The following is a 19,659-nucleotide window of genomic DNA, read 5'->3' as shown; positions in this document are numbered from 1 at the left end:
ATCATGCCGTACGGGCGGTGGGCCGGTGATACCGGGGCCGTAGCCGGGGTGCGGCTGACCGCCGTACGCCTTCAGGAGGCCGGGGCCGGGGCCTGGTGGGAGTCGCGGCGGACCAGCGCGGCGTAGCGGCCGTCCCGGTCGAGCAGCTCCTCGTGGGTGCCGCGCTCGGCTATGCGCCCGTCGTCCAGGACGACGATCTGGTCCGCGTCGCGGACGGTGGAGAGGCGGTGCGCGATGGTGAGCGTGGTGCGGCCCTCGGAGAGCGCGTCGATCGCTTCCTGCACGGCGTGTTCCGTACGGGTGTCGAGGGCGCTGGTCGCCTCGTCGAGGATCAGCACCGGCGGGTCGCGGAGGATGGTGCGGGCGATGGCGAGGCGCTGCTTCTCGCCGCCCGAGAAGCGGTAGCCGCGCTCCCCGACGAGGGTGTCGTACCCGTCGGGCAGGGACGCGATGTGGTCGTGGATCTGTGCGGCGCGGGCCGCGGCCTCGATCTCCTCGTCGGTGGCCTCCGGCTTGGCGAAGCGGAGGTTGTCGGCGACGGAGGCGTGGAAGAGGTAGGTCTCCTGGGAGACCACGCCGACCGCCCGGGCCAGTGTGTCGAAGTCCAGGTCGCGGACGTCGACCCCGTCGAGCGTGACCCGGCCGCCGGTGACGTCGTAGAGGCGGGGGACGAGATAGCTGAGCGTGGACTTGCCGGAGCCGGTGGGGCCGACGACGGCGAGGCTGGTGCCCGCGGGCACGGTCACGTCGATGCCCCGGAGGGTGGGGGCTCCCTTGCCGCCCTGGCCGTCGTAGCTGAAGTCGACCTTCTCGAAGGCGATCTCGCCGCGGATCCGGGGCGGACGGACGGGGTTCTCCGGCTCGGTGATGTCCACCTCGAGGTCCAGATACTCGAAGATCCGCTGGAAGAGGGCGAGGGAGGTCTGCATCTGCACGCCGGTGGAGAGCAGGCTCACCGCCGGGCGGAAGAGCCCCTGCTGGAGCGTGACGAAGGCGACCAGCGTGCCGAGGGAGACGGCGGTGGAGCCCGGCTGTGCCGTGAGTCCGGCCACCCAGTAGATGACGGCGGGCATGGCGGCCATGACGATGCCGATGATCGACATCCGCCAGCGGCCCGCCATGCTGGAGCGCACCTCCAGGTCGACCAGGCGCTCGGACTCCTCGCCGAACCCCTTGGTGAGGGAGTCGGAGCGGCCCATCGTGCGGCCGAGGAGGATGCCGCTGACCGAGAGGGACTCGGTCACCGTGGCGGCCATGGCGGCCATCTGCTTCTGGCGCTGGGTGGTGATCCGCTTCCGCTCCCGGCCGACGCGGCGGCTGATCGCGACGAACACCGGCAGCAGGAGCAGCGAGACGACGGTGAGCCGCCAGTCGAGCGCGAGCATGGCGACGACGGTGGCGATGACGGCGGTGAGGTTGGAGACGAGCGAGGTCGCGGTGGAGGTGACCGTCGCCTGCATACCGCCGATGTCGTTGGCGATGCGGGACTGGACCTCGCCCGTGCGGGTCCGGGTGAAGAAGGCGAGCGGCATCCGCTGGAGCTGGGTGTAGACGGCGGTGCGCAGGTCGTGCATGACGCGCTGGCCGACGGTCGTCGAGATCAGGGTCTGCAGGACGCCGAAGACGCTGTTCAGCACGGCGGTGAGGATCATGCCGAGCGCGAGCAGCGTCAGCAGTCCCGTCCGCCCCTGGGGGATGGCGGTGTCCAGGATCTCGCGCAGCAGGAACGGGGAGGCGACCGACACCAGGGAGGAGGCGCCGACCAGCAGCCCGACCACGGCGAGCCGGCCGCGATAGGGGTGGAAGAGGCGGAGGATGCGGCGCACCTCACCGGGCGCGCGGTCGGCGAGCGGGCGGGCGTCGGGTGGGGGCGTCCACGTGGGTTCGTCGGGTTTCATGGGCTCCTTCGGTGGGCGTGAGGAACGGCCGGACGGGTCCGACGTTCAGAGCTTAGCTCATTGTTACCTATACTCACAATGAACGGGGTCCTGATATTGTTCCCGTATGGACGCCTCAGATTCCCCCGCCGCCGACGCCCCGGATGCGGCCGGACCGGCCGGCCGGTCGCCCAGCCCCGAGACCGGCCCCGCCACCGGTCCCGCCACCGGTCCCGCTCGCGACCGCGAACACGACCGGGACCGGGACCGCGACCCCGACGGCATGCTCGCCGAGCAGCTGCTGCGGCTGACGCGCCGGCTGCACCGCATCCAGAGCCGCCAGCTGGAGCCGATCGGGATCACCCCGGCCCAGTTCCGGCTGCTGCGGACCGTAGCGAGCTACGACGCGGCCCCCCGGATGGCCGATCTCGCCCAGCGCCTGGACGTCGTCCCGCGCGCCGTGACCACGCTGGTCGACGCCCTGGAGGCGAGCGGGCGGGTCCGCCGCGCCCCCGATCCGGACAGCCGCCGGGTGGTGCGCATCCGGATCACCGACGAGGGGCGCGCCACGCTGCGCTCCCTGCGCAACGCGCGCCGGGCCGCCGCGGAGGAGATCCTGGCTCCATTGACCGCCGAGCAGCGCGAGGTGCTCGGCGGGCTGCTCTCCGCCCTGGTCGACGGAATGCCGGAGCGCCACTGCTGAGACCGGGTGCGCACGGCCCCGGGCCGGGGGCCGTGCACCGTACGACCGCCGAAGGGACGCCGACATGCCGCTGCTGGAGCCCGATCCGGAGGCCCTCCGCCCCCGTACGGCGCGCGAACCCGCCGTCGACCGGGTCACCGACCGGAGCGCGGGCGGCACCCCCGAGCCGCTGCGCTCCGAGCTGATCGCCCTGCTCGGCGCGGAGAAGGTGCTCTGGAAGGTCTCCGACCTCGTGCGGTACGCCTCCGACGCCAGCCCGTACCGCTTCCTCCCCCGGGTCGTGCTCGTCCCCGAGGACCTCGACGACGTCTCCGCGATCCTCTCGTACGCCCACGGCAAGGGCCGCGAGGTGGTCTTCCGGGCCGCGGGCACCAGCCTCAACGGCCAGGCCCAGGGCGAGGACATCCTCGTCGACGTCCGCCGCCACTGGACCGGCGTCGAGGTGCTGGACGACGGGGCGCGGGCCCGCATCCGCCCCGGCACCACCGTCCTGCGGGCCAACACCACCCTCGCCCGGTACGGCAGGCTGCTGGGCCCCGACCCGGCGAGCGCCATCGCCTGCACGGTCGGCGGGGTCGTCGCCAACAACGCCTCGGGCATGACGGCGGGCACCACCCGCAACTCCTACCGGACGCTCGCCTCGCTCACCTTCGTCCTGCCGAGCGGCACCGTCGTCGACACCGCCGACCCCGCCGCCGACGAGGAGCTGGCCCGTGCGGAGCCCGACCTCTGCGCGGGGCTGCTGGCGCTCAAGGCGGAGATCGAGGCGGACCAGGAGCTGACGGCCCGTATCCGTGCCAAGTACGCCATCAAGAACACCAACGGCTACCGCCTGGACGCCTTCCTCGACGGCGCGACGCCCGTCCGGATCCTGCGCGGTCTCATGGTGGGCTCCGAGGGGACGTTCGGCTTCATCGCCGAGACCGTCTTCGACACCCTGCCGCTGGACCGGCGGGTCACCAGCGCGCTGCTCTTCTTCCCGTCCCTCACCGCCGCCGCTGCCGCCGTGCCCCGGTTCAACGAGGCGGGGGCCATCGCGGTGGAGCTGATGGACGGCAACACCCTGCGCGCCTCGGTCAGCGTGAAGGGCGTTCCGGCGGACTGGGCGGCGCTGCCCCGGGAGACGGCGGCGCTGCTGGTCGAGTTCCGCGCCCCGGACGAGGCGGCCCAGGCGGCGTACGAGCGGGCCGCCGCCGAGGTGCTGCGGGGGCTGGACCTGGTGGTTCCGGCCGCCTCCGTCACCAACGCGTTCACCCGGGACGCGGGGACGGTCGCCGGGTACTGGAAGGCGCGCAAGGCGTTCGTGACGGCGGTCGGCGGCTCCCGCCCCTCGGGGACGACGCTGATCACCGAGGACTTCGCGGTGCCGCCGGACCGGCTGGCCGACGCCTGCGAAGCGCTGCTGGAGCTGCAGTCCCGCCATGGCTTCGACGCGGCCGTGGCCGGGCACGCGGCCCACGGCAATCTGCACTTCCTGCTCGCGTTCGACGCCGCCCGGCCGGAGGACGTCGAGCGGTACGACGCGTTCATGCAGGCGTTCTGCGCCCTCGTCGTGGACCGTTTCGACGGCTCGCTCAAGGCGGAGCACGCCACCGGCCGCAACATCGCGCCGTTCCTGGAGAAGGAGTGGGGCGCGCGGGCGACGGAGCTGATGTGGCGGACGAAGCAGATCATCGACCCCGGAGGGGTGCTCGCGCCGCGCATCGTGCTCGACCGTGATCCGCGCGCCCATCTGCGGGGGCTGAAGACCATTCCGAAGGTGGAGGCGGTCGCCGACCCGTGCATCGAGTGCGGCTTCTGCGAACCGACGTGCCCCAGCCAGGATCTGACGACCACTCCGCGCCAACGAATCGTGCTGCGGCGGGAGATGATGCGGCAGGCGGACGGTTCCCCGGTGGAGACCGGACTCCTCGACGCCTACGGGTACGACGCGGTGGACACCTGCGCCGGGGACTCCACCTGCAAGCTCGCCTGCCCGGTCGGCATCGACACCGGGGCGATGATGAAGGGGTTCCGCCACCGCAGGCACACCCCGCGCGAGGAGCGGATCGCCGCGCTCACCGCGAAGAACTTCCGGGTGGTGGAGGCCTCGGCGCGGCTCGCCGTGGGGGCGGGGGACGCCATCGGCGAGCGGGGCGGCGACCGGCTCCTCGCGACCGTGACCCGGCTTGCGCGCAGGGCCGTGCGCCCCGATCTCGTACCGGAGTGGCTGCCCCAGCTCCCCGGCGCCGCCGCCCGGGAGCTGCCGCGCACCGCACGCGCCCGAGCGAGCGCGGTCTACTACCCGGCCTGCGTCAACCGCATCTTCGCCGGACCGGAGGTCGGACCGGGCAGGGGACCTCGGACCGGAGCGGAGAGCGCCCCCTCCCTGGCCGAGGCCGTCGTGGCCGTCTCCGCGCGGGCCGGGAGGCCGGTGTGGATCCCCGAGGACGTGGCGGGGACGTGCTGCGCGACGATCTGGCACTCCAAGGGGTACGAGGAGGGCAACAGGATCATGGCCAACCGGATCGTGGAGGCGGTCTGGGGCTGGACGGGCGGCGGGGCGCTGCCGCTGGTCGTGGACGCGTCCTCCTGCACGCTCGGGATCGCCGAGGAGGTCGTCCCGTATCTCACCGACGACAACCGGGAGTTGCACCGGGAGCTGACCGTCGTGGACTCCCTCGTATGGGCGGCCGACGAGCTGCTGCCGGAGCTGACGGTGTTCGAGAGGGCCGGTTCGGCCGTCGTCCATCCGACCTGCTCGATGGAACACCTGGGCGACGTCGGGCAGTTGCGCGCGCTGGCCGAGGCCTGTGCCGATGAGGTCACCGTCCCCGACGGCGCCGGTTGCTGCGCGTTCGCGGGCGACCGGGGCATGCTGCACAAGGAGCTGACCGATTCCGCCACGGCCGGCGAGGCGGCCGAGGTCAACTCCCGTACGTACGACACCTATCTCTCGGCCAACCGCATGTGCGAGGTCGGCATGGAACGGGCCACCGGCCACCCGTACCGCTCGGCTCTGATCGAGCTGGAGCGGGCCACCCGACCGACCGGCGGCCAGACAGTCGAGGGCTCCGAGAAGGCCTGATCGGCGCGGTTCCGGAGGCCCCGGCTGGTTGAACCAGTCGGGGCTTTCGCGTGCCCCGGAGAAAAGTCCATGGTTTGAGTACGGGAGTCCAATTGGGCTCCCTTGCGCACCATCAGCCTCACCGTCCAGGGTCCTACCGAGGCCCGGTCCCGGCGCGCTCCCGCCCGCAGGGGACCGGCCCCGCTCGCGCACGTCCAGAACCCCCACACCCCACCTGGAGGCTCGATGAACGACGACGCCCGGCCCGGACAGACACCGCGGGACCTCCCCCCGCAGAGCACCGGCGACGAGGTGAACCGGCAGGATCCCAGCCGCCGTTCGGTGCTGTGGACCACGGCGGGCGTGGCCGGCGCCGGACTCGGGCTGAGTTCCCTCGCGGGCGGTTCCGCAGCGGCGGCCGGGAGCGCCGCGCCGGAGGCCGCCGAAGCCGTACGGGCCGCGGAGGCCGTCGCCGCCGTCCCCGCCCGGCAGGGCCGCACGATGACGGACGTCCCCTTCGAGCGGCGCTCGACCGTACGGGTCGGGATCGTGGGCCTCGGCAACCGGGGCGACAGCATGATCGACCTCTTCCTGGCCGTCCCCGGCGTGCGGGTCGTGGCGGTCTGCGACCCGGTCCGGGAGAAGACGGTGAAGGCCGCCGCCAAGGTGACGGCCGCCGGGCAGCCCGCCCCCGCCGTCTACGCCAAGGGCGAGGACGACTACGTCAACCTCTGCCGGCGCGGGGACATCGACTTCGTCTATGTGGCCACCCCCTGGGAGACGCACTTCCCCATGGCCAAGGCGGCGATGCTGAACGGCAAGCACGTCGGCGTGGAGTGCCCGATCGCGATGCGCCTGGACGAGCTGTGGCAGCTCGTCGACCTCTCCGAACGCACCCGTCGCCACTGCATGCAGCTGGAGAACTGTTGTTACGGCAAGAACGAGATGCGGGTGCTGCGGATGGCGCACGCCGGTCTCTTCGGGGAGCTGCTGCACGGCGCGGGGGCGTACAACCACGATCTGCGCCAGCTGATGTTCGACCCGGACTACTACGAGGGCCCGTGGCGACGGCTCTGGCACACCCGGCTGCGCGGTGACCTCTACCCCAACCACGGGTTCGGGCCGGTCGCCAACTACATGGACCTCAACCGGGGCGACCGCGCCGTCTCCATCACCAGCGTCGGCACCCCCGCCCTCGGCCTCGCCGCTTACCGGAAGGAGCACATGCCGCCGGGCGACCCGAGCTGGAAGGAGTCGTACATCGGCGCCGACCGGACGATCAGCCTGGTGCAGACCGCCCAGGGCCGGGTGATCCGGCTGGAGCACGATGTGTCGTCGCCGCATCCGTACTCCCGGATCAACAGCCTCGGCGGCACCCGGGGCGTCTTCGAGGACTATCCGGAGCGGATCTATCTGGAGCCCACGAACACCAACCACCAGTGGGACGACTTCAAGAAGTACGCCGAGTGGGACCACTGGCTGTGGAAGGAACACGCCAATCCGCCGGGCGGACACGGCGGGATGGACTACATCATGGTCTTCCGGCTGATGCAGTGCATGCGGCTCGGGCTGGTCCCGGACTTCGACGTGTACGACGCGGCCGTCTGGACGGCCCCCGTGCCGCTCAGCCATCTCTCCATCAAGGCCAAGGGCGCCCCGCTGCCGATACCGGACTTCACCCGGGGCGCGTGGAAGAAGGCCAGGTCAGGCATGGATTCGGAGAAGCCCGCCGCCTGACACCACGGGGTCCCGGGCGGCTCGGCCCGGGACCCCGACGGGCAGGTGCGGGGCGGTGGAGCGGCCGCGGAGACGGTCGCCCGCGCGGCGGCGGGAGCACCGCGAAAACCGGTTGCCCCCGGAGACGGTGGAAGGCGAACCTTGCACGGTTTGGTCACCCCGTAACCGCGCGGCCCGCACAGGCCGGGCGCGTACCGAGCCCTGGGACGTCATGCAGATTCGCGATCTTCCGTACAAGGACCCCGGCGACCCCGACGTACGATCGGGCCCTCGCTTCCTGTACTGGCTCGGGCGCAATCAGCTCGGCGGACAGCTCAAGGCCCTCGGCTGGGGTCTGCTCCACCAGCTGAGCATCGCCGGGTTCCCGATCGGCGTCGGCCTCGGGGTGCAGGCCGTCGTGGACCGCTCCGGATCGCGCCTGGCGCTCGCCTGCGGCCTGGTCGCGCTCCTGGGCATCACGATCGGCCTGGGCGACACCATGCTCCACCGGACGGCCGTCACCAACTGGATCACCGCCGCCGCCCGGGTGCAGCAGCTCCTGGCGCGGAAGACCGCCGAGCTGGGCTCCGCCCTGACCCGGCGGGTCGCGGCCGGTGAGGTCGTGGCCGTGTCGACCGGGGACGTGGAGAAGATCGGCTGGTTCGTGGAGGCGCTCTCGCGCTTCGCGGCCGCCGCCACCGCCCTCGTCCTGGTCTGCGTGGGGCTGGTCGTCTACCTGCCGACGCTCGGCGTGCTCGTCGCCGTCGCCATGCCGGTGCTGGCCCTCGCCGTGCTGCCACTGCTGCCGCCCGCCACCCGGCGCGCCGACGAACAGCGCGAGAAGGCGGGCAGGGCGACCGAGCTGGCCTCGGACACCGTGGCGGGGCTGCGGGTGCTGCGCGGCATCGGCGGCGAGCAGCTCTTCCTCGGCCGCTACCGCCGCGCCTCCCAGGAGGTCCGCCGGGCGGCCGTGCGCTCGGCCCGGATGTGGGCGCTGATCTCGGCGGTGCAGGTGCTGCTGCCGGGCCTCCTGCTGATCTCCCTGATCTGGCACGGGGCGACGCTGGTGCGGGACGGCCGCATCGAGGTGGGCCAGTTGGTCACGGTCTACAGCGCGGCCACACTCATGATCTTCCCTCTCCGTCATTTCGAGGAGATCGCGATGGCCTACTCCTTCTCCCGGCCGTCCGCGCAGCGTGCCGTCCGGGTGCTGTCGCTGCGCCGCAGCGACCTGACGGCCACCGCGTCGGGCCTTCCGTCGGGCGATCTGTACGACCCCGCCACCGGGCTGATGGCCCCTCAGGGGCAGTTCACCGCCGTCGTCTGCGGCGACCCGGACGAGGCGGGACGGCTGGCGGAGCGGCTGGGCGGCCACGCCCGGACCGGCGACGAGGACGGCGAGGAGGCGGAGGCTCCCCCGTCCGTGCTGCTCGGCGCCGTGGCGCTGGACGAACTCCCGCTGGAGACCGCGCGGACCGCCGTCCTGGTCCAGGACAAGGACCCGGTGCTGCTCTCCGGCACGCTCCGGGAGCTGCTGGACGTGCCGTCGTCCGGCCTGGTCACCGCCGAAGCGGCGCTGGAGGCCGCGGAGTGCGGCGATGTGCTCGCCGCCCTCGCCCAGGCCTCCCCCGACAACGACGGCGACCCGATGCGGACCCGGATCACCGAGCGGGGCCGGTCGCTCTCCGGCGGTCAGCGCCAGCGCCTCGCGCTCGCCCGGTCGCTGATCACCGACCCGGAGGCGCTGGTCCTGGACGAGCCGACCTCCGCCGTCGACTCGCACACCGAGGCGCGGGTCGCCGCCGGGGTGGCGGCGCTGCGCCGAGGCCGTACGACGGTCGCGTTCGCCTCGTCCCCGCTGCTGCTGGACCTGGCGGACCGGGTCGTCCTGGTCCACGAGGGGTCCGTGGTCGCCGTGGGCACCCACCGCGACCTGCTGGGCACCGAACCGCGCTACCGGGCCGTCGTCACCCGCGAGACCGACGAGGAGGCCGCGGCGGACGACGTCACGGTCCCCGCCATGAACAACGCCCTGCAGAACGCCCAGGAAATCGAGGAGAGGGCATGATCGGCGTCGCACCTCCGGCGTACGACCCGGCCGCCCCGGAGTCGGCCACCACGCTTCCCGTCGGCACCCCGCTGACCGTACGGAGTTACGTACGGGATCTGCTGCGGCGCCACCGCAAGGCGTTCGCGCTCCTGATCGGCGCCAACGCGGTGGCGGTCATCGCGTCGATCGTCGGTCCGTATCTGCTCGGCGGGCTGGTGGAGGATCTGTCCGACGGGGTCACCGACCTCCATCTGGAGCGCACGGCCGCGATCTTCGCGCTGGCGCTGGTGATCCAGACGGTCTTCACCCGGTCCATGCGGCTGCGCGGGGCCATGCTGGGCGAGGAGATGCTCGCCGATCTGCGCGAGGACTTCCTCGTCCGGTCGGTGGGGCTGCCGCCGGGCGTCCTGGAGCGGGCCGGGACGGGCGATCTGCTCTCCCGGATCACCACGGACATCGACCGGCTGGCCAACGCGATGCGCGAGGCCGTGCCGCAGCTGGCGATCGGCGTGGTGTGGGCCGGGCTGCTGGTCGGCGCGCTCACCGTGACCGCTCCCCCGCTGGCGCTCGCCGTGATCGTGGCGCTGCCGGTGCTGATCGTGGGCTGCCGCTGGTACTTCCGGCGGGCGCCGTCCGCGTACCGCTCGGAGGCCGCCGGTTACGCGGCCGTCGCCGCCACACTGGCCGAGACCGTGGACGCCGGGCGGACCGTGGAGGCGCACCGGCTCGGCGCGCGCCGGGTGGCACTGTCGGACCGGCGCATCACGGAGTGGACGGCGTGGGAGCAGTACACGCTCTTCCTGCGCTCGGTGCTCTTCCCGGTGGTCAACGCCACGTACGTGACGATCCTCGGCGCGGTCCTGCTGCTCGGCGGCTGGTTCGTGATGGAGGGGTGGCTGACGGTCGGGCAGCTGACCACGGGGGCGCTGCTGGCCCAGATGATGGTCGACCCGATCGGGATGATCCTGCGCTGGTACGACGAACTCCAGGTTGCCCAGGTGTCGTTGGCGCGACTGGTCGGCGTACGGGACATCGAGCCGGACGCCGGGAGCGCGGAGGTCGGGCCGGAGGGCCGGGACGTCCGGGCCGACGAGGTGCGCTTCGGCTACCGGGAGGGCGTGGACGTCCTGCACCGGGTGTCGCTGGACGTGGCGCCGGGCACCCGGCTCGCCCTGGTGGGCCCCTCGGGCGCGGGCAAGTCGACGCTGGGCCGGCTGCTGGCCGGGATCTACGCCCCGCGCACCGGCGAAGTGACGCTCGGTGGGGCCGAGTTGTCGCGGATGACGGCGGAGCGGGTCCGGGAACATGTGGCCCTGGTCAACCAGGAGCACCATGTCTTCGTCGGCTCGCTCCGGGACAACCTGCTGCTGGCGCGGGACGGTGCGCAGGACGCCGAGCTGTGGGCCTCGCTGGCCGCGGTGGACGCCGACGGCTGGGCGAAGGGGCTGGAGAAGGGGCTGGACACGGAGGTCGGTTCGGGCGGGTTCGCGCTGACCCCCGCGCAGGCGCAGCAGATCGCGCTGGCCCGGCTCGTGCTGGCCGACCCGCACACGCTGGTCCTGGACGAGGCGACCTCGCTCCTCGACCCGCGGGCCGCCCGCCACCTGGAGCGTTCGCTCGCCCGGGTGCTGGAGGGCCGTACGGTGGTGGCGATCGCGCACCGGCTGCACACGGCCCATGACGCGGACGTGATCGCGGTGGTGGAGGACGGCCGGATCAGCGAACTGGGCAGCCATGACGAGCTGGTGGCGGCGGACGGGGCGTACGCGGCGCTCTGGCGGTCCTGGCACGGGTGAGGGCACCCGGGGCGGAGGCCGGGCGGGGCACCGGAGGTCACCGTACGGTCGGTGCCGTGGTCGGCCGTAGGTCGGGCCCGGCAGGGTCACCGTACGGAACGACGCCCGGTGGGGTCACCGTACGGTCGGTGTGCGGTGGGGCTGGAGGAGTTGGTCGACCGGGGCGTGGTCGTCGGTGAGGACCTGGGCGTCCCCGGTCCAGGCGGTGACGGTGTCGCCCGTGGCGATCCGCCAGTCCGTCTCCCGGGTGTCCAGGGCCTCCTGGACGGCGGGCGCGTCGAAGGGCCGGTCGGCGGCGAGCACCACCATGTTGCCGCCCACCGGGGCGGCGGCCGGGTCCAGGCCGATGTCCACGGGGGCGCCGACCACGGCGACGTACCGGAACACCGTGGCCAGCGTGGCGACTTCGGCGCGGGCGAACTCCAGCCGGCCGTGGTCGATGAGGTTGACCGCGTACAGCCCGTCGTCCTTGAGCACCCGCCGTACGTCCCGCAGCGCCTCCGACGTGGTGAGGTGCCACGGCACGCTGACGCCCCCGAAGGCGTCCCCGACGACGAGGTCGCGGCTGCCGTCCTTCAGCCGCTTCAGGCCGAGCCGGGCGTCCTCGACCCGGACGTCGATGCCGGTGGAGGCCCCGAGGTTCAGCCGCTCGTGGTCGATACGGACGACCCCGCCGTCGATCTCGGAGACGAGGCTGCGGGTGCCGGGGCGGGTGGCCGCGAGATAGCGGGGGAAGGTGAGGCCGCCGCCCCCGATGTGGTGGGCGGCGAGCGGCTCGCCCGCGGGGAACGCGGTGTCGACGACGGCCGCGATGGCGCGTACGTAACCGAACCTGAGGTACGTCGGGTCCTCGACGTCCACGTAGGAGTGGCGCAGCCCGTCCAGGACGAGGGTGCGGCCGGTGGCCCGCTCGGGGTCCGCGACGATCCGGGCGCAGTGGTAGCGGGTCTCCGCGTCGCAGCCGCCGGGGGCGAACGCGGTGGCGAGGGAGCCCACGACGACGGTGGCCAGCGCCACGGCGGAGGCCCGGCGCCAGCGGCGGGCCCGCCAGCCGGTCAGGACCGCGCCGATCACCAGCAGGGTGCCGAGGCCGATCAGGATGGAGCTGACGGGCAGCCGCGAGATCAGGACGAAGCCGGTGAGGACCGTGCCGACGATGGCGCCGAAGGTGCCCACGCCGGAGAGCCGCCCCACCACCGTCCCGGTCTCCGCGAGGCTGGTGAGCCGCAGCTTGGTGACGAGCGGGGTCACCGCCGAGAGCAGGGCGCCCGGCACGAGCAGGGTCCCCGCCGCGACCAGCAGCAGAGCGGGGGCCGCCCACTCCGCGGTGGTGCGGAGCAGGAGCGGGGTGAGCGCGACGACCACGCCCGAGACCCCGAGAGCGGGGGCGATGAGCCGGTGCGGGTCGGTCCGGTCCGCGACACGCCCGCCCAGCCAGGAGCCCAGGGCGATCGCGGTGAGGGCGATACCGATGACCAGGGTGCTGGTTTCGAGGGTGAGGCCGAGGTACGGGGCCAGCAGCCTCAGGGCGACGATCTCGACCACCAGCACGGCGGCCGAGGAGCCGAACACGAGCACCGCCGCGGCGCGTTGGCCCATGCCACGGTCGCGGGGCGGCCCCTCGGGGGCGGGAGAGTCATCGGCCACGGGCGGGGAGGACGGTGTGGTCACCGCAGCATCCTCGCATGCGGGCGCGGGAACTCCGGGCGGACGGAGGGCGCTTGGATCCCGGTCACTAAGTTGATTAGTATGCGTGGCCCAGCCTCCGCACGGCCCCTCGGTCGGCGGCCGAGGAAGAAGGAGCCCTCCCCCGTGGCCTCCCACCGTCGTCCCAAGCAGTCCTCCAGCCAGGGTTACGCGTCCGTGCTCACGGCGACCGCCGCGGTGAGCGTCGCGCTCTCCGCCTCTCCGGCGTCGGCCGACCCCCTGCCCGATCCGAACAAGAAGGGCGTGCAGGCGCAGATAGACCGCCTCCACGAGGAGGCGACCCAGGCGACGGAGAAGTACAACGGGGCGAAGGAGAACGCGGAGAAGCTCCGCAAGGAGGCCGACAACCTCCAGGCGGCCGTGGCCCGCAAGCAGGACGACCTCAACGAGCTGCGGCGCGGGCTCGGTTCGGCGGCCACCGCCCAGTACCGCAGCGGCGGGATCGACCCCTCGGTGCGGCTGCTGCTCTCCTCCGACCCGGACGCCTATCTGGACGAGGCGGCGGTCCTGGACCGGCTGAGCGCCCGCCAGTCGCAGTCCCTCCAGCGCTTCCTCTCCGAGCAGCGCGGCCTCCAGCAGAAGCGCACCCAGGCCGGTACCAAGCTCGCGGCCCTCCAGGACACCCGCAAGGAGCTGGGGAACCGGAAGAAGGAGATCCAGGGCAAGCTGGCCGAGGCACAGCGGCTCCTCAACACGCTGACGGCCAAGGAGCGGGCCGAGATCGCCGCCAAGGAGGAGCGCGCCAACCGGACCAGCGAGCGGGTCCAGCTCGGCAACGAGGCCAGCGCGTCGGGCATCACCGCGGCGGCCTTCGCGGCGGCCAAGACCCGGGTGGGCATGCCGTACGTCTGGGGGGCCACGGGCCCGGGGTCGTTCGACTGCTCGGGGCTGACCTCCTGGGCGTTCCGACAGGCAGGCGTCAACCTGCCCCGCACCTCCCAGGCACAGGCCAACGCCGGGACCCGGATCAACTCCATCGGCGCGCTCAAGCCTGGCGACCTCGTCATCATGCGCACCGACCTCAGCCATGTCGGCTTCTACGCCGGGAACGGCCAGATCCTCCACTCGCCGAAGCCGGGAGCGGTGGTGCGTTACGAGTCGATGGCGCGCAGCGGGATGCCGTTCATGTGGGGCGTACGGATCTGAGGCTGCGGGCGCCGCCCGTGGCCGGGAGACCGGAACCGGGGCCGCGGGCGGGGGGCGGAGGCCGTCACCCGAGTCCGGCGTGGCAGGTCAGCAGGACGGGCAGCAGCGGGGCCATCAGGGCGCCGGTGCCGACCGTGCAGCGGAGCGCCGGATGGGCGCCGCGCTGCGGGGCCAGGACGCGGCGGAGGCGGATGACCACCGACGCGCCGCCGACCGCGAGCGTCCCGCGCGGCGCCCGGCCGGCGGCCAGGGTGAACATCGCCGTGGCCAGCGCGTGGTGCGGGGAGCGGCGCAGGGCCCGGTCGTCGGCGGCCATCTCCAGGAGCAGCGGGATCTGTTCCCGCAGGTGGCGGGCGAGGGGCAGCCAGGGGAAGACCCAGGCGAAGGCGTGGGCCGCCGCGAGGAGCAGATGGTGGCGGCCATGGATGTGGGCCCGCTCGTGTTCGACGACGGCGCCGAGTTCGTCGTGCGAGAGGGCGTCGACCGCGCCGCTGCTGACGACGATCCTCGGGCGACGGCCCGGCAGGCAGTACGCGGCGGGCTCGGCGTGCTCCACCACCGTGGCCCGCAGCCGCGCCGAGGGGCGCCCCACCTTGTCCAGCACGTCACGGTGGCGGGCGCGCGCGGCCCGGGCCCGTACGGCGTGGAAGGCGAAGCCGGTCAGATGGGCGGCGAGCAGCACGACGAGCGCCACCAGACCCCAGGAGACGCCCCGGCCCCCGTCGGTCTCGCCGCCGAGCCCCAGGGCCGCCCGGCAGGAGTAGAGGATGCCGTGCAGATGCGCCCCCGGGGTGGCCAGGTGCGCGGCGGCCAGGTGCACGCAGAGCGAGAACGACGCCGCGAGTGCGAACCAGACGGCGACCGCCAGCAGCGGTGCGCGCTGCGGCCAGGCGCTGCGGAGCAGCACGCGCGGGGCCAGTACGCCGACGGCGGCGGCGTAGCCGAGGAAGGCGGGGGCGGCGTTCACAGCTCGCCGCCCCGGCCGGTCGCCCGCAGCGCCTCGCGCAACGCGGCGACCTCGTCGTCCGTCATCCGCTCGACGAAGTGGACGAGGGCGGCCGAGCGGTCCCGGCTCGCCCCCAGGGCGTCCTCCATGAGGGCCGCCGCGTACGCCTCGCGGCTGCGCACCGGCGTGTAGAGCCACGCCTGTCCCTGCTTGCGCCGGGTCAGCCAGCCCTTGTTGTAGAGGATGGTGGCCACGGTCATCACCGTCGTGTAGGCGGCGGGGCGGCGGAGGTTGATGTCGTCGACGACCTCGCGGACCGTCGCCGGTCTGTCCCAGGTCCACAGACGGTCCATGATCTCGGCCTCAAGCTCTCCGAGCCGTCGCATGTCCCGTCCCTACTTCCGTCCCCGCGCCCTCTTCCGATGCGCCCGCGTTCACATTCTAGGTTCGCGCGGCAGCTTCGGGAGTACGCGTCGGACGGGTGCACGCGACGGTCGTCACCGGCGCGCGAGCCGCTTCTCGATGAGCGCGCGGAACTCCTCGTACGAGGCGGGGTTGGGGATCCTGAGCCCGTCGACGAAGAACGTGGGCGTGCCCTGGACCCCGAGGCCGAGGCCGTCGCGCTGGTCGGCCTCGATCCGCTCGGTGGTGGCCGGGTCGTTCAGCGCGGCGGTGAACTTCTCCATGTCGAGGCCGAGTTCGCGGGCGTACTCGCGGAAGAGGGCTTCCTTGGACTCGGTGGCCTCGCCCCACTGGGCCTGGGTGGTGAAGAGCTTGCCGTACATCTCCTCGAACTTGCCCTGCTGGGCGGCCGCCTCGACCGTACGGGCGGCGAGCAGGGCGTTCTTGTGGCCCGGCATCGGGAAGTAGCGGGCGATGAAGGTGACCCGGTCCCCGTACTCCGCGCGCAGCTTCTCCACGGCCGGGTAGACCGCCCCGCACGCCTCGCACTCGAAGTCCAGGAACTCCACCACCGTCAGCTCGCTCCGCTCCGGAGAGGTGAGCCGGTGGCTGGTTTCCCGTACGGGCTGGGCGTGGGCGGCGGCTTCGACCTCCACCATCCCCCGGTCGCGGTCCTCGGGTGCCAGCAGCAGGAAGGAGCCGAGGCCTGCGGCGAAGGCCGCCAGGATCACTGCGGCGATGATCAGATGCTTCTTCACGGTGCGTCCGTCCTCACGGAACTGGCCGGGCACGGCGGTGGTGTTCAGGTGCCCGGCGGGGCAGGACGGGCCCCGTGGGACCCGTCAGGGCAGGCAGAGGCCGCCGACCGGAGCCGGTCCGGTGCGGAAGGGCGGCGCGAGGACGGTGGGCGGCGGGGCCCGCCCCGACCGCAGCCGTGCGAGGACGGCCGACTTCGGGCGCCGGGTGCGCCCCCGGTGCCTGCCGTGCGGCCACGGGACGCGGGGGTCGGAGGCCAGGGGCCGTACGAGGGTGAGGAGGCGGCCGACCGCAGCCAGCAGGGGCCGCCCCCGGCCGAGCAGCAATTGCGTCAGGCCCAGGGCGCGGGCCGCGACGAGCAGGGCGACCAACTGCCCGGAGAGCAGCACGCCCGAGGGGACATGGGTGGTCGCGCCGTGCCCGGTCCAGAGCGGCACCCCTGCCGTACCCACCGCACGGCAGACACCGGGCAGCGCGTACGCGAGGTGGTAGGCCAGCTGGGAGGCGGCGAGGACCCCCACGACCTGGGTGTCCGACAGCCGCCGCCGGGTCAGCACCACCGCCGCCGGGCCCGCGACCATCCCGGCCATCGCGACGAGCACCCACGCGGGAGCCTCGCAGCGGGCGAGCAGATGGGCGGCCAGCGGCAGCGACACGCACAGCACCGCGAGCGCCCCCGCCCGCACCCCGCGCACGACGCCGGCCGCCGGGGAGGCGGGGCCGGGCGGGCGGAGCGGCGGCATACCAGGGCTTTCGGAGAAGTCGGAGAAGTCGGGGGGCGGGGCGACCGAGCCTGCGCCCGCACGGCCGCGCACGCACCGGCAGCGTACTCGCTGCCTCTCCCCCGCCCGTCGACGGGTCGCGGGACCGCCGACCGGTCGGCGGTCCCCAATGTCGGCGGTCTCTAATAGGGATGCGGGGCCGATCGGCCGAATGATCGAATCGTCCGATGCACAGAGATGACGACGGTACGGCCGAGATCCTGGACCGCGGGCGCTTCCCGGACGCCCGGACCCCCTGGGACGACCCGGACCGCCGGGCGGAGGCCCTGGACTGGGTGACGGGGCGGCTGGCGGAGCGCGGGCTGCGCGAGTCCGGCCCCCGGGAGGTGCGGCTGCGCCCCTGGTCGGTGCTCGTGCGGTTCTCCGTCGCCGGTGGCCCCGGTGACCGGCCGGTGTGGTTCAAGGCCGTGCCCCCGGCCGCCGCCTTCGAGGCGTCTCTCGCGGCCGCCCTGGCCGACTGGGTGCCGGACCACGTCCTGGCTCCGCTCGCCGTCGACGCGGAGCGCGGCTGGTGCCTGCTGCCGGACGGCGGGCCGCTGCTGCGGCGGGTGCTGGACGAGGGCGCGGGCACGCTCGCGGACTGGGAGGACGCCCTGCGGAGTTACGCGGTGATGCAGCGGGCGCTCGTCCCGTACGCGGAGAAGGTGGCGGGTCTCGGGGTGCCGAGCGCCCGCCCGGACGAACTGCCGGGCCTCTTCGACACGCTGGTGGCGGAGAACGCGGCGCTGACCGGGGAGGAGCGGGTGGCGCTGGAGGCGCTGCGGCCCCGGCTGGTGGAGTGGTGCGAGGAGCTGGCATCGGTGGGTGTGGCCGCTTCGCTGGACCATGCCGATCTCCACGACAGCCAGCTCTTCCGGCCCGCCCCCGGCCGGTTCGCCTTCTTCGACTGGGGCGACGCCCTGGTCGGCCACCCGTTCTCCAGTCTGCTGGTCCCGGCGCGGTCGGCCGAGGACCGGTTCGGCCCCGCGGCCCTGCCCCGGCTGCGGGACGCCTATCTGGAGCCGTGGACGGGCGACGGGGTGACGGCGGGTGAGCTGCGGCGGGCGGTGAGCCTGGCGTGGCGGCTGGCGGCGCTGGGGCGGGCCGCCTCGTGGGGCCGGATGTTCCCCGTTCCCGGCGCCCAGGCCGCCCCCGGAGGTGCCGAGACGGCCCACTGGCTGCGCGAGCTGCACACCGAGCCGCCCCTGTGATCCCGGCCGCCGCACGTCCACCGTGCGGCGGCCCGTTCACCCCCGCCGGGAGGCGGAGCGGGGTGCATCCGGTGAGGATGAGGAGTGCATCGGCCGGTATACGGGGCAGGCGAGCGCAGAACCACGCAAGCCCGAGAAGGGACGCAGACCGTGGCACCACCCAGGATTCTCGTCGTCGGCGCCGGCTTCGCAGGTGTCGAATGTGTACAACGGCTGGAGCGCAGGCTCGCTCCGGGCGAGGCCGAGATCGCGCTCGTCACGCCGTTCTCGTACCAGCTCTATCTGCCGCTGCTGCCCCAGGTGGCCTCCGGCGTGCTCACCCCCCAGTCGGTGGCGGTCTCGCTGCGCCGCAGCCGCCGCCACCGCACCCGGATCATCCCCGGCGGCGCGATCGGCGTGGACACCAAGGCCAAGGTCTGTGTCATCCGGAAGATCACGGACGAGATCGTCACCGAGCCGTACGACTACATCGTGCTGGCGGCCGGCAGTGTGACCCGGACCTTCGACATCCCCGGGCTGCTGGACCACGCGCGCGGGATGAAGACGCTCGCGGAGGCGGCGTACGTACGCGACCACGTCATCGCCCAGCTCGATCTGGCCGACGCCAGCCAGGACGAGGCGGAGCGGGCGTCCCGGCTCCAGTTCGTCGTGGTCGGCGGCGGTTACGCGGGCACGGAGACGGCCGCCTGCCTCCAGCGCCTGACCACCAACGCGATCCGGCACTATCCGCGGCTGGACCCGAAGCTGATCAAGTGGCATCTGATCGACATCGCGCCCAAGCTCATGCCGGAGCTGGGCGACAAGCTGGGGCGCGCCGCCCTGGACGTGCTGCGCAGGCGGAACATCGAGGTGTCGCTCGGCGTCTCGATCGCCAAGGCCGCCGCCGAGGAGGTCACGTTCACCGACGGCCGGGTGCTGCCCTGCCGGACGCTGATCTGGACCGCGGGGGTGGCCGCCAGCCCGCTGATCGCCACGCTGGGCGCGGAGACCGTACGCGGCCGGCTGGCCGTGACCCCGCAGCTGCGGCTGCCGGGGGCGGACGGGGTGTTCGCGCTCGGGGACGCGGCGGCGGTGCCCGACCTGGCGAAGGGCGACGGGGCGGTCTGCCCGCCGACCGCTCAGCACGCCATGCGCCAGGGCAAGGTGATGGCGGACAACCTGATCGCCTCGCTGCGCCGTCAGCCGCTCAAGGACTACGTCCACAAGGACCTGGGGCTCGTCGTGGACCTCGGCGGCAAGGACGCGGTCTCCAAGCCGCTCGGCGTCGAGCTGCACGGGCTGCCCGCGCAGGCGGTGGCGCGCGGCTACCACTGGTCGGCGCTGCGGACGAACGTGGCGAAGACCCGGGTCATGACGAACTGGCTGCTCAACGCGGTCGCCGGGGACGACTTCGTACGGACCGGGTTCCAGTCGCGCAAACCGGCGACGCTGCGGGACTTCGAGTACACGGACGCCTATCTGACGCCCGAGCAGATCAAGGAGCACACGCAGTCGTCGGTCATCAAGCACTGAGCACACTGAGCACCGGCGTCCGAGCCGCGC

Annotated in this window: 14 protein-coding genes; 8 read left to right on the top strand and 6 right to left on the bottom strand. The window is 73.4% G+C overall.

What is annotated here, in order from left to right; all coding sequences use genetic code 11:
- Positions 1-71: 71 nt before the first annotated feature.
- A complete protein-coding gene (locus DJ476_RS30885; protein WP_112492038.1) occupies positions 72-1,898 on the bottom strand; it encodes an ABC transporter ATP-binding protein in 1,827 nt (608 codons plus the stop codon).
- Between the two features lie 106 nt (positions 1,899-2,004).
- Between DJ476_RS30885 and DJ476_RS30875 the strand changes: the two genes are divergently transcribed.
- The 5 genes from DJ476_RS30875 (at position 2,005) to DJ476_RS30855 (ending at position 11,188) form a co-directional block, all read left to right on the top strand.
- Entirely contained in the window at positions 2,005-2,580 is a 576-nt protein-coding gene (locus tag DJ476_RS30875; protein ID WP_208853547.1) for a MarR family winged helix-turn-helix transcriptional regulator, read from the top strand.
- A gap of 64 nt (positions 2,581-2,644) precedes the next feature.
- Entirely contained in the window at positions 2,645-5,647 is a 3,003-nt protein-coding gene (locus tag DJ476_RS30870) for an FAD-binding and (Fe-S)-binding domain-containing protein (RefSeq protein ID WP_112492036.1), read from the top strand.
- 225 nt (positions 5,648-5,872) lie between these two features.
- Complete coding sequence (locus DJ476_RS30865) at positions 5,873-7,363, top strand: Gfo/Idh/MocA family protein (protein WP_103417870.1); 1,491 nt, start codon at positions 5,873-5,875, stop codon at positions 7,361-7,363.
- Positions 7,364-7,574: 211 nt separating this feature from the next.
- Positions 7,575-9,410: an ABC transporter transmembrane domain-containing protein gene (locus DJ476_RS30860; RefSeq protein WP_112492035.1), complete on the top strand. Its 1,836-nt coding sequence runs from the start codon at positions 7,575-7,577 to the stop codon at positions 9,408-9,410.
- Positions 9,407-11,188 carry an ABC transporter ATP-binding protein gene (locus DJ476_RS30855; RefSeq protein WP_103417868.1) on the top strand — a complete coding sequence of 594 codons (1,782 nt, stop codon included), beginning with the start codon at positions 9,407-9,409 and terminating at the stop codon, positions 11,186-11,188. The genes DJ476_RS30860 and DJ476_RS30855 overlap by 4 nt, the downstream gene beginning before the upstream one ends.
- 114 nt (positions 11,189-11,302) lie before the next feature.
- Here the strand turns inward: DJ476_RS30855 and DJ476_RS30850 are convergent, their stop codons facing one another.
- Positions 11,303-12,859: a fused MFS/spermidine synthase gene (locus DJ476_RS30850; RefSeq protein ID WP_112492034.1), complete on the bottom strand. Its 1,557-nt coding sequence runs from the start codon at positions 12,857-12,859 to the stop codon at positions 11,303-11,305.
- A gap of 141 nt (positions 12,860-13,000) precedes the next feature.
- Here DJ476_RS30850 and DJ476_RS30845 point away from each other — a divergent pair, with 141 nt between their 5' ends.
- Positions 13,001-14,041, top strand: a complete 1,041-nt coding sequence (locus DJ476_RS30845; RefSeq protein WP_112492033.1) for a C40 family peptidase — start codon at positions 13,001-13,003, stop codon at positions 14,039-14,041.
- Between the two features lie 64 nt (positions 14,042-14,105).
- On the opposite strand, the gene DJ476_RS30840 is transcribed toward DJ476_RS30845, so the two are convergent.
- The 4 genes from DJ476_RS30840 to DJ476_RS30825 all read right to left on the bottom strand — a co-directional run bounded on the left by DJ476_RS30840 (position 14,106) and on the right by DJ476_RS30825 (position 16,960).
- Positions 14,106-15,008 carry a M56 family metallopeptidase gene (locus DJ476_RS30840; protein WP_112492032.1) on the bottom strand — a complete coding sequence of 301 codons (903 nt, stop codon included), beginning with the start codon at positions 15,006-15,008 and terminating at the stop codon, positions 14,106-14,108.
- Entirely contained in the window at positions 15,005-15,373 is a 369-nt protein-coding gene (locus DJ476_RS30835; RefSeq protein ID WP_018492542.1) for a BlaI/MecI/CopY family transcriptional regulator, read from the bottom strand. Before DJ476_RS30835 ends, DJ476_RS30840 begins: the two co-directional genes overlap by 4 nt.
- Positions 15,374-15,484: 111 nt before the next feature.
- Positions 15,485-16,147, bottom strand: a complete 663-nt coding sequence (locus DJ476_RS30830) for a DsbA family protein (RefSeq protein ID WP_112492664.1) — start codon at positions 16,145-16,147, stop codon at positions 15,485-15,487.
- 84 nt (positions 16,148-16,231) lie between these two features.
- Complete coding sequence (locus DJ476_RS30825) at positions 16,232-16,960, bottom strand: hypothetical protein (protein WP_318294816.1); 729 nt, start codon at positions 16,958-16,960, stop codon at positions 16,232-16,234.
- Between the two features lie 134 nt (positions 16,961-17,094).
- Here DJ476_RS30825 and DJ476_RS30820 point away from each other — a divergent pair, with 134 nt between their 5' ends.
- Both DJ476_RS30820 and DJ476_RS30815 read left to right on the top strand, forming a co-directional pair.
- Complete coding sequence (locus DJ476_RS30820; protein ID WP_112492030.1) at positions 17,095-18,117, top strand: aminoglycoside phosphotransferase family protein; 1,023 nt, start codon at positions 17,095-17,097, stop codon at positions 18,115-18,117.
- 150 nt (positions 18,118-18,267) lie between these two features.
- On the top strand, positions 18,268-19,629 hold the full coding sequence (locus DJ476_RS30815) for an NAD(P)/FAD-dependent oxidoreductase (RefSeq protein WP_070202570.1): 1,362 nt from the start codon (positions 18,268-18,270) through the stop codon (positions 19,627-19,629).
- Positions 19,630-19,659: the final 30 nt, after the last annotated feature.

Source organism: Streptomyces bacillaris (assembly GCF_003268675.1).
Taxonomy (GTDB): domain Bacteria; phylum Actinomycetota; class Actinomycetes; order Streptomycetales; family Streptomycetaceae; genus Streptomyces; species Streptomyces bacillaris.
Note: the sequence above shows the minus strand (reverse complement) of the source record. Positions and strands in the feature narration are given on the sequence as shown.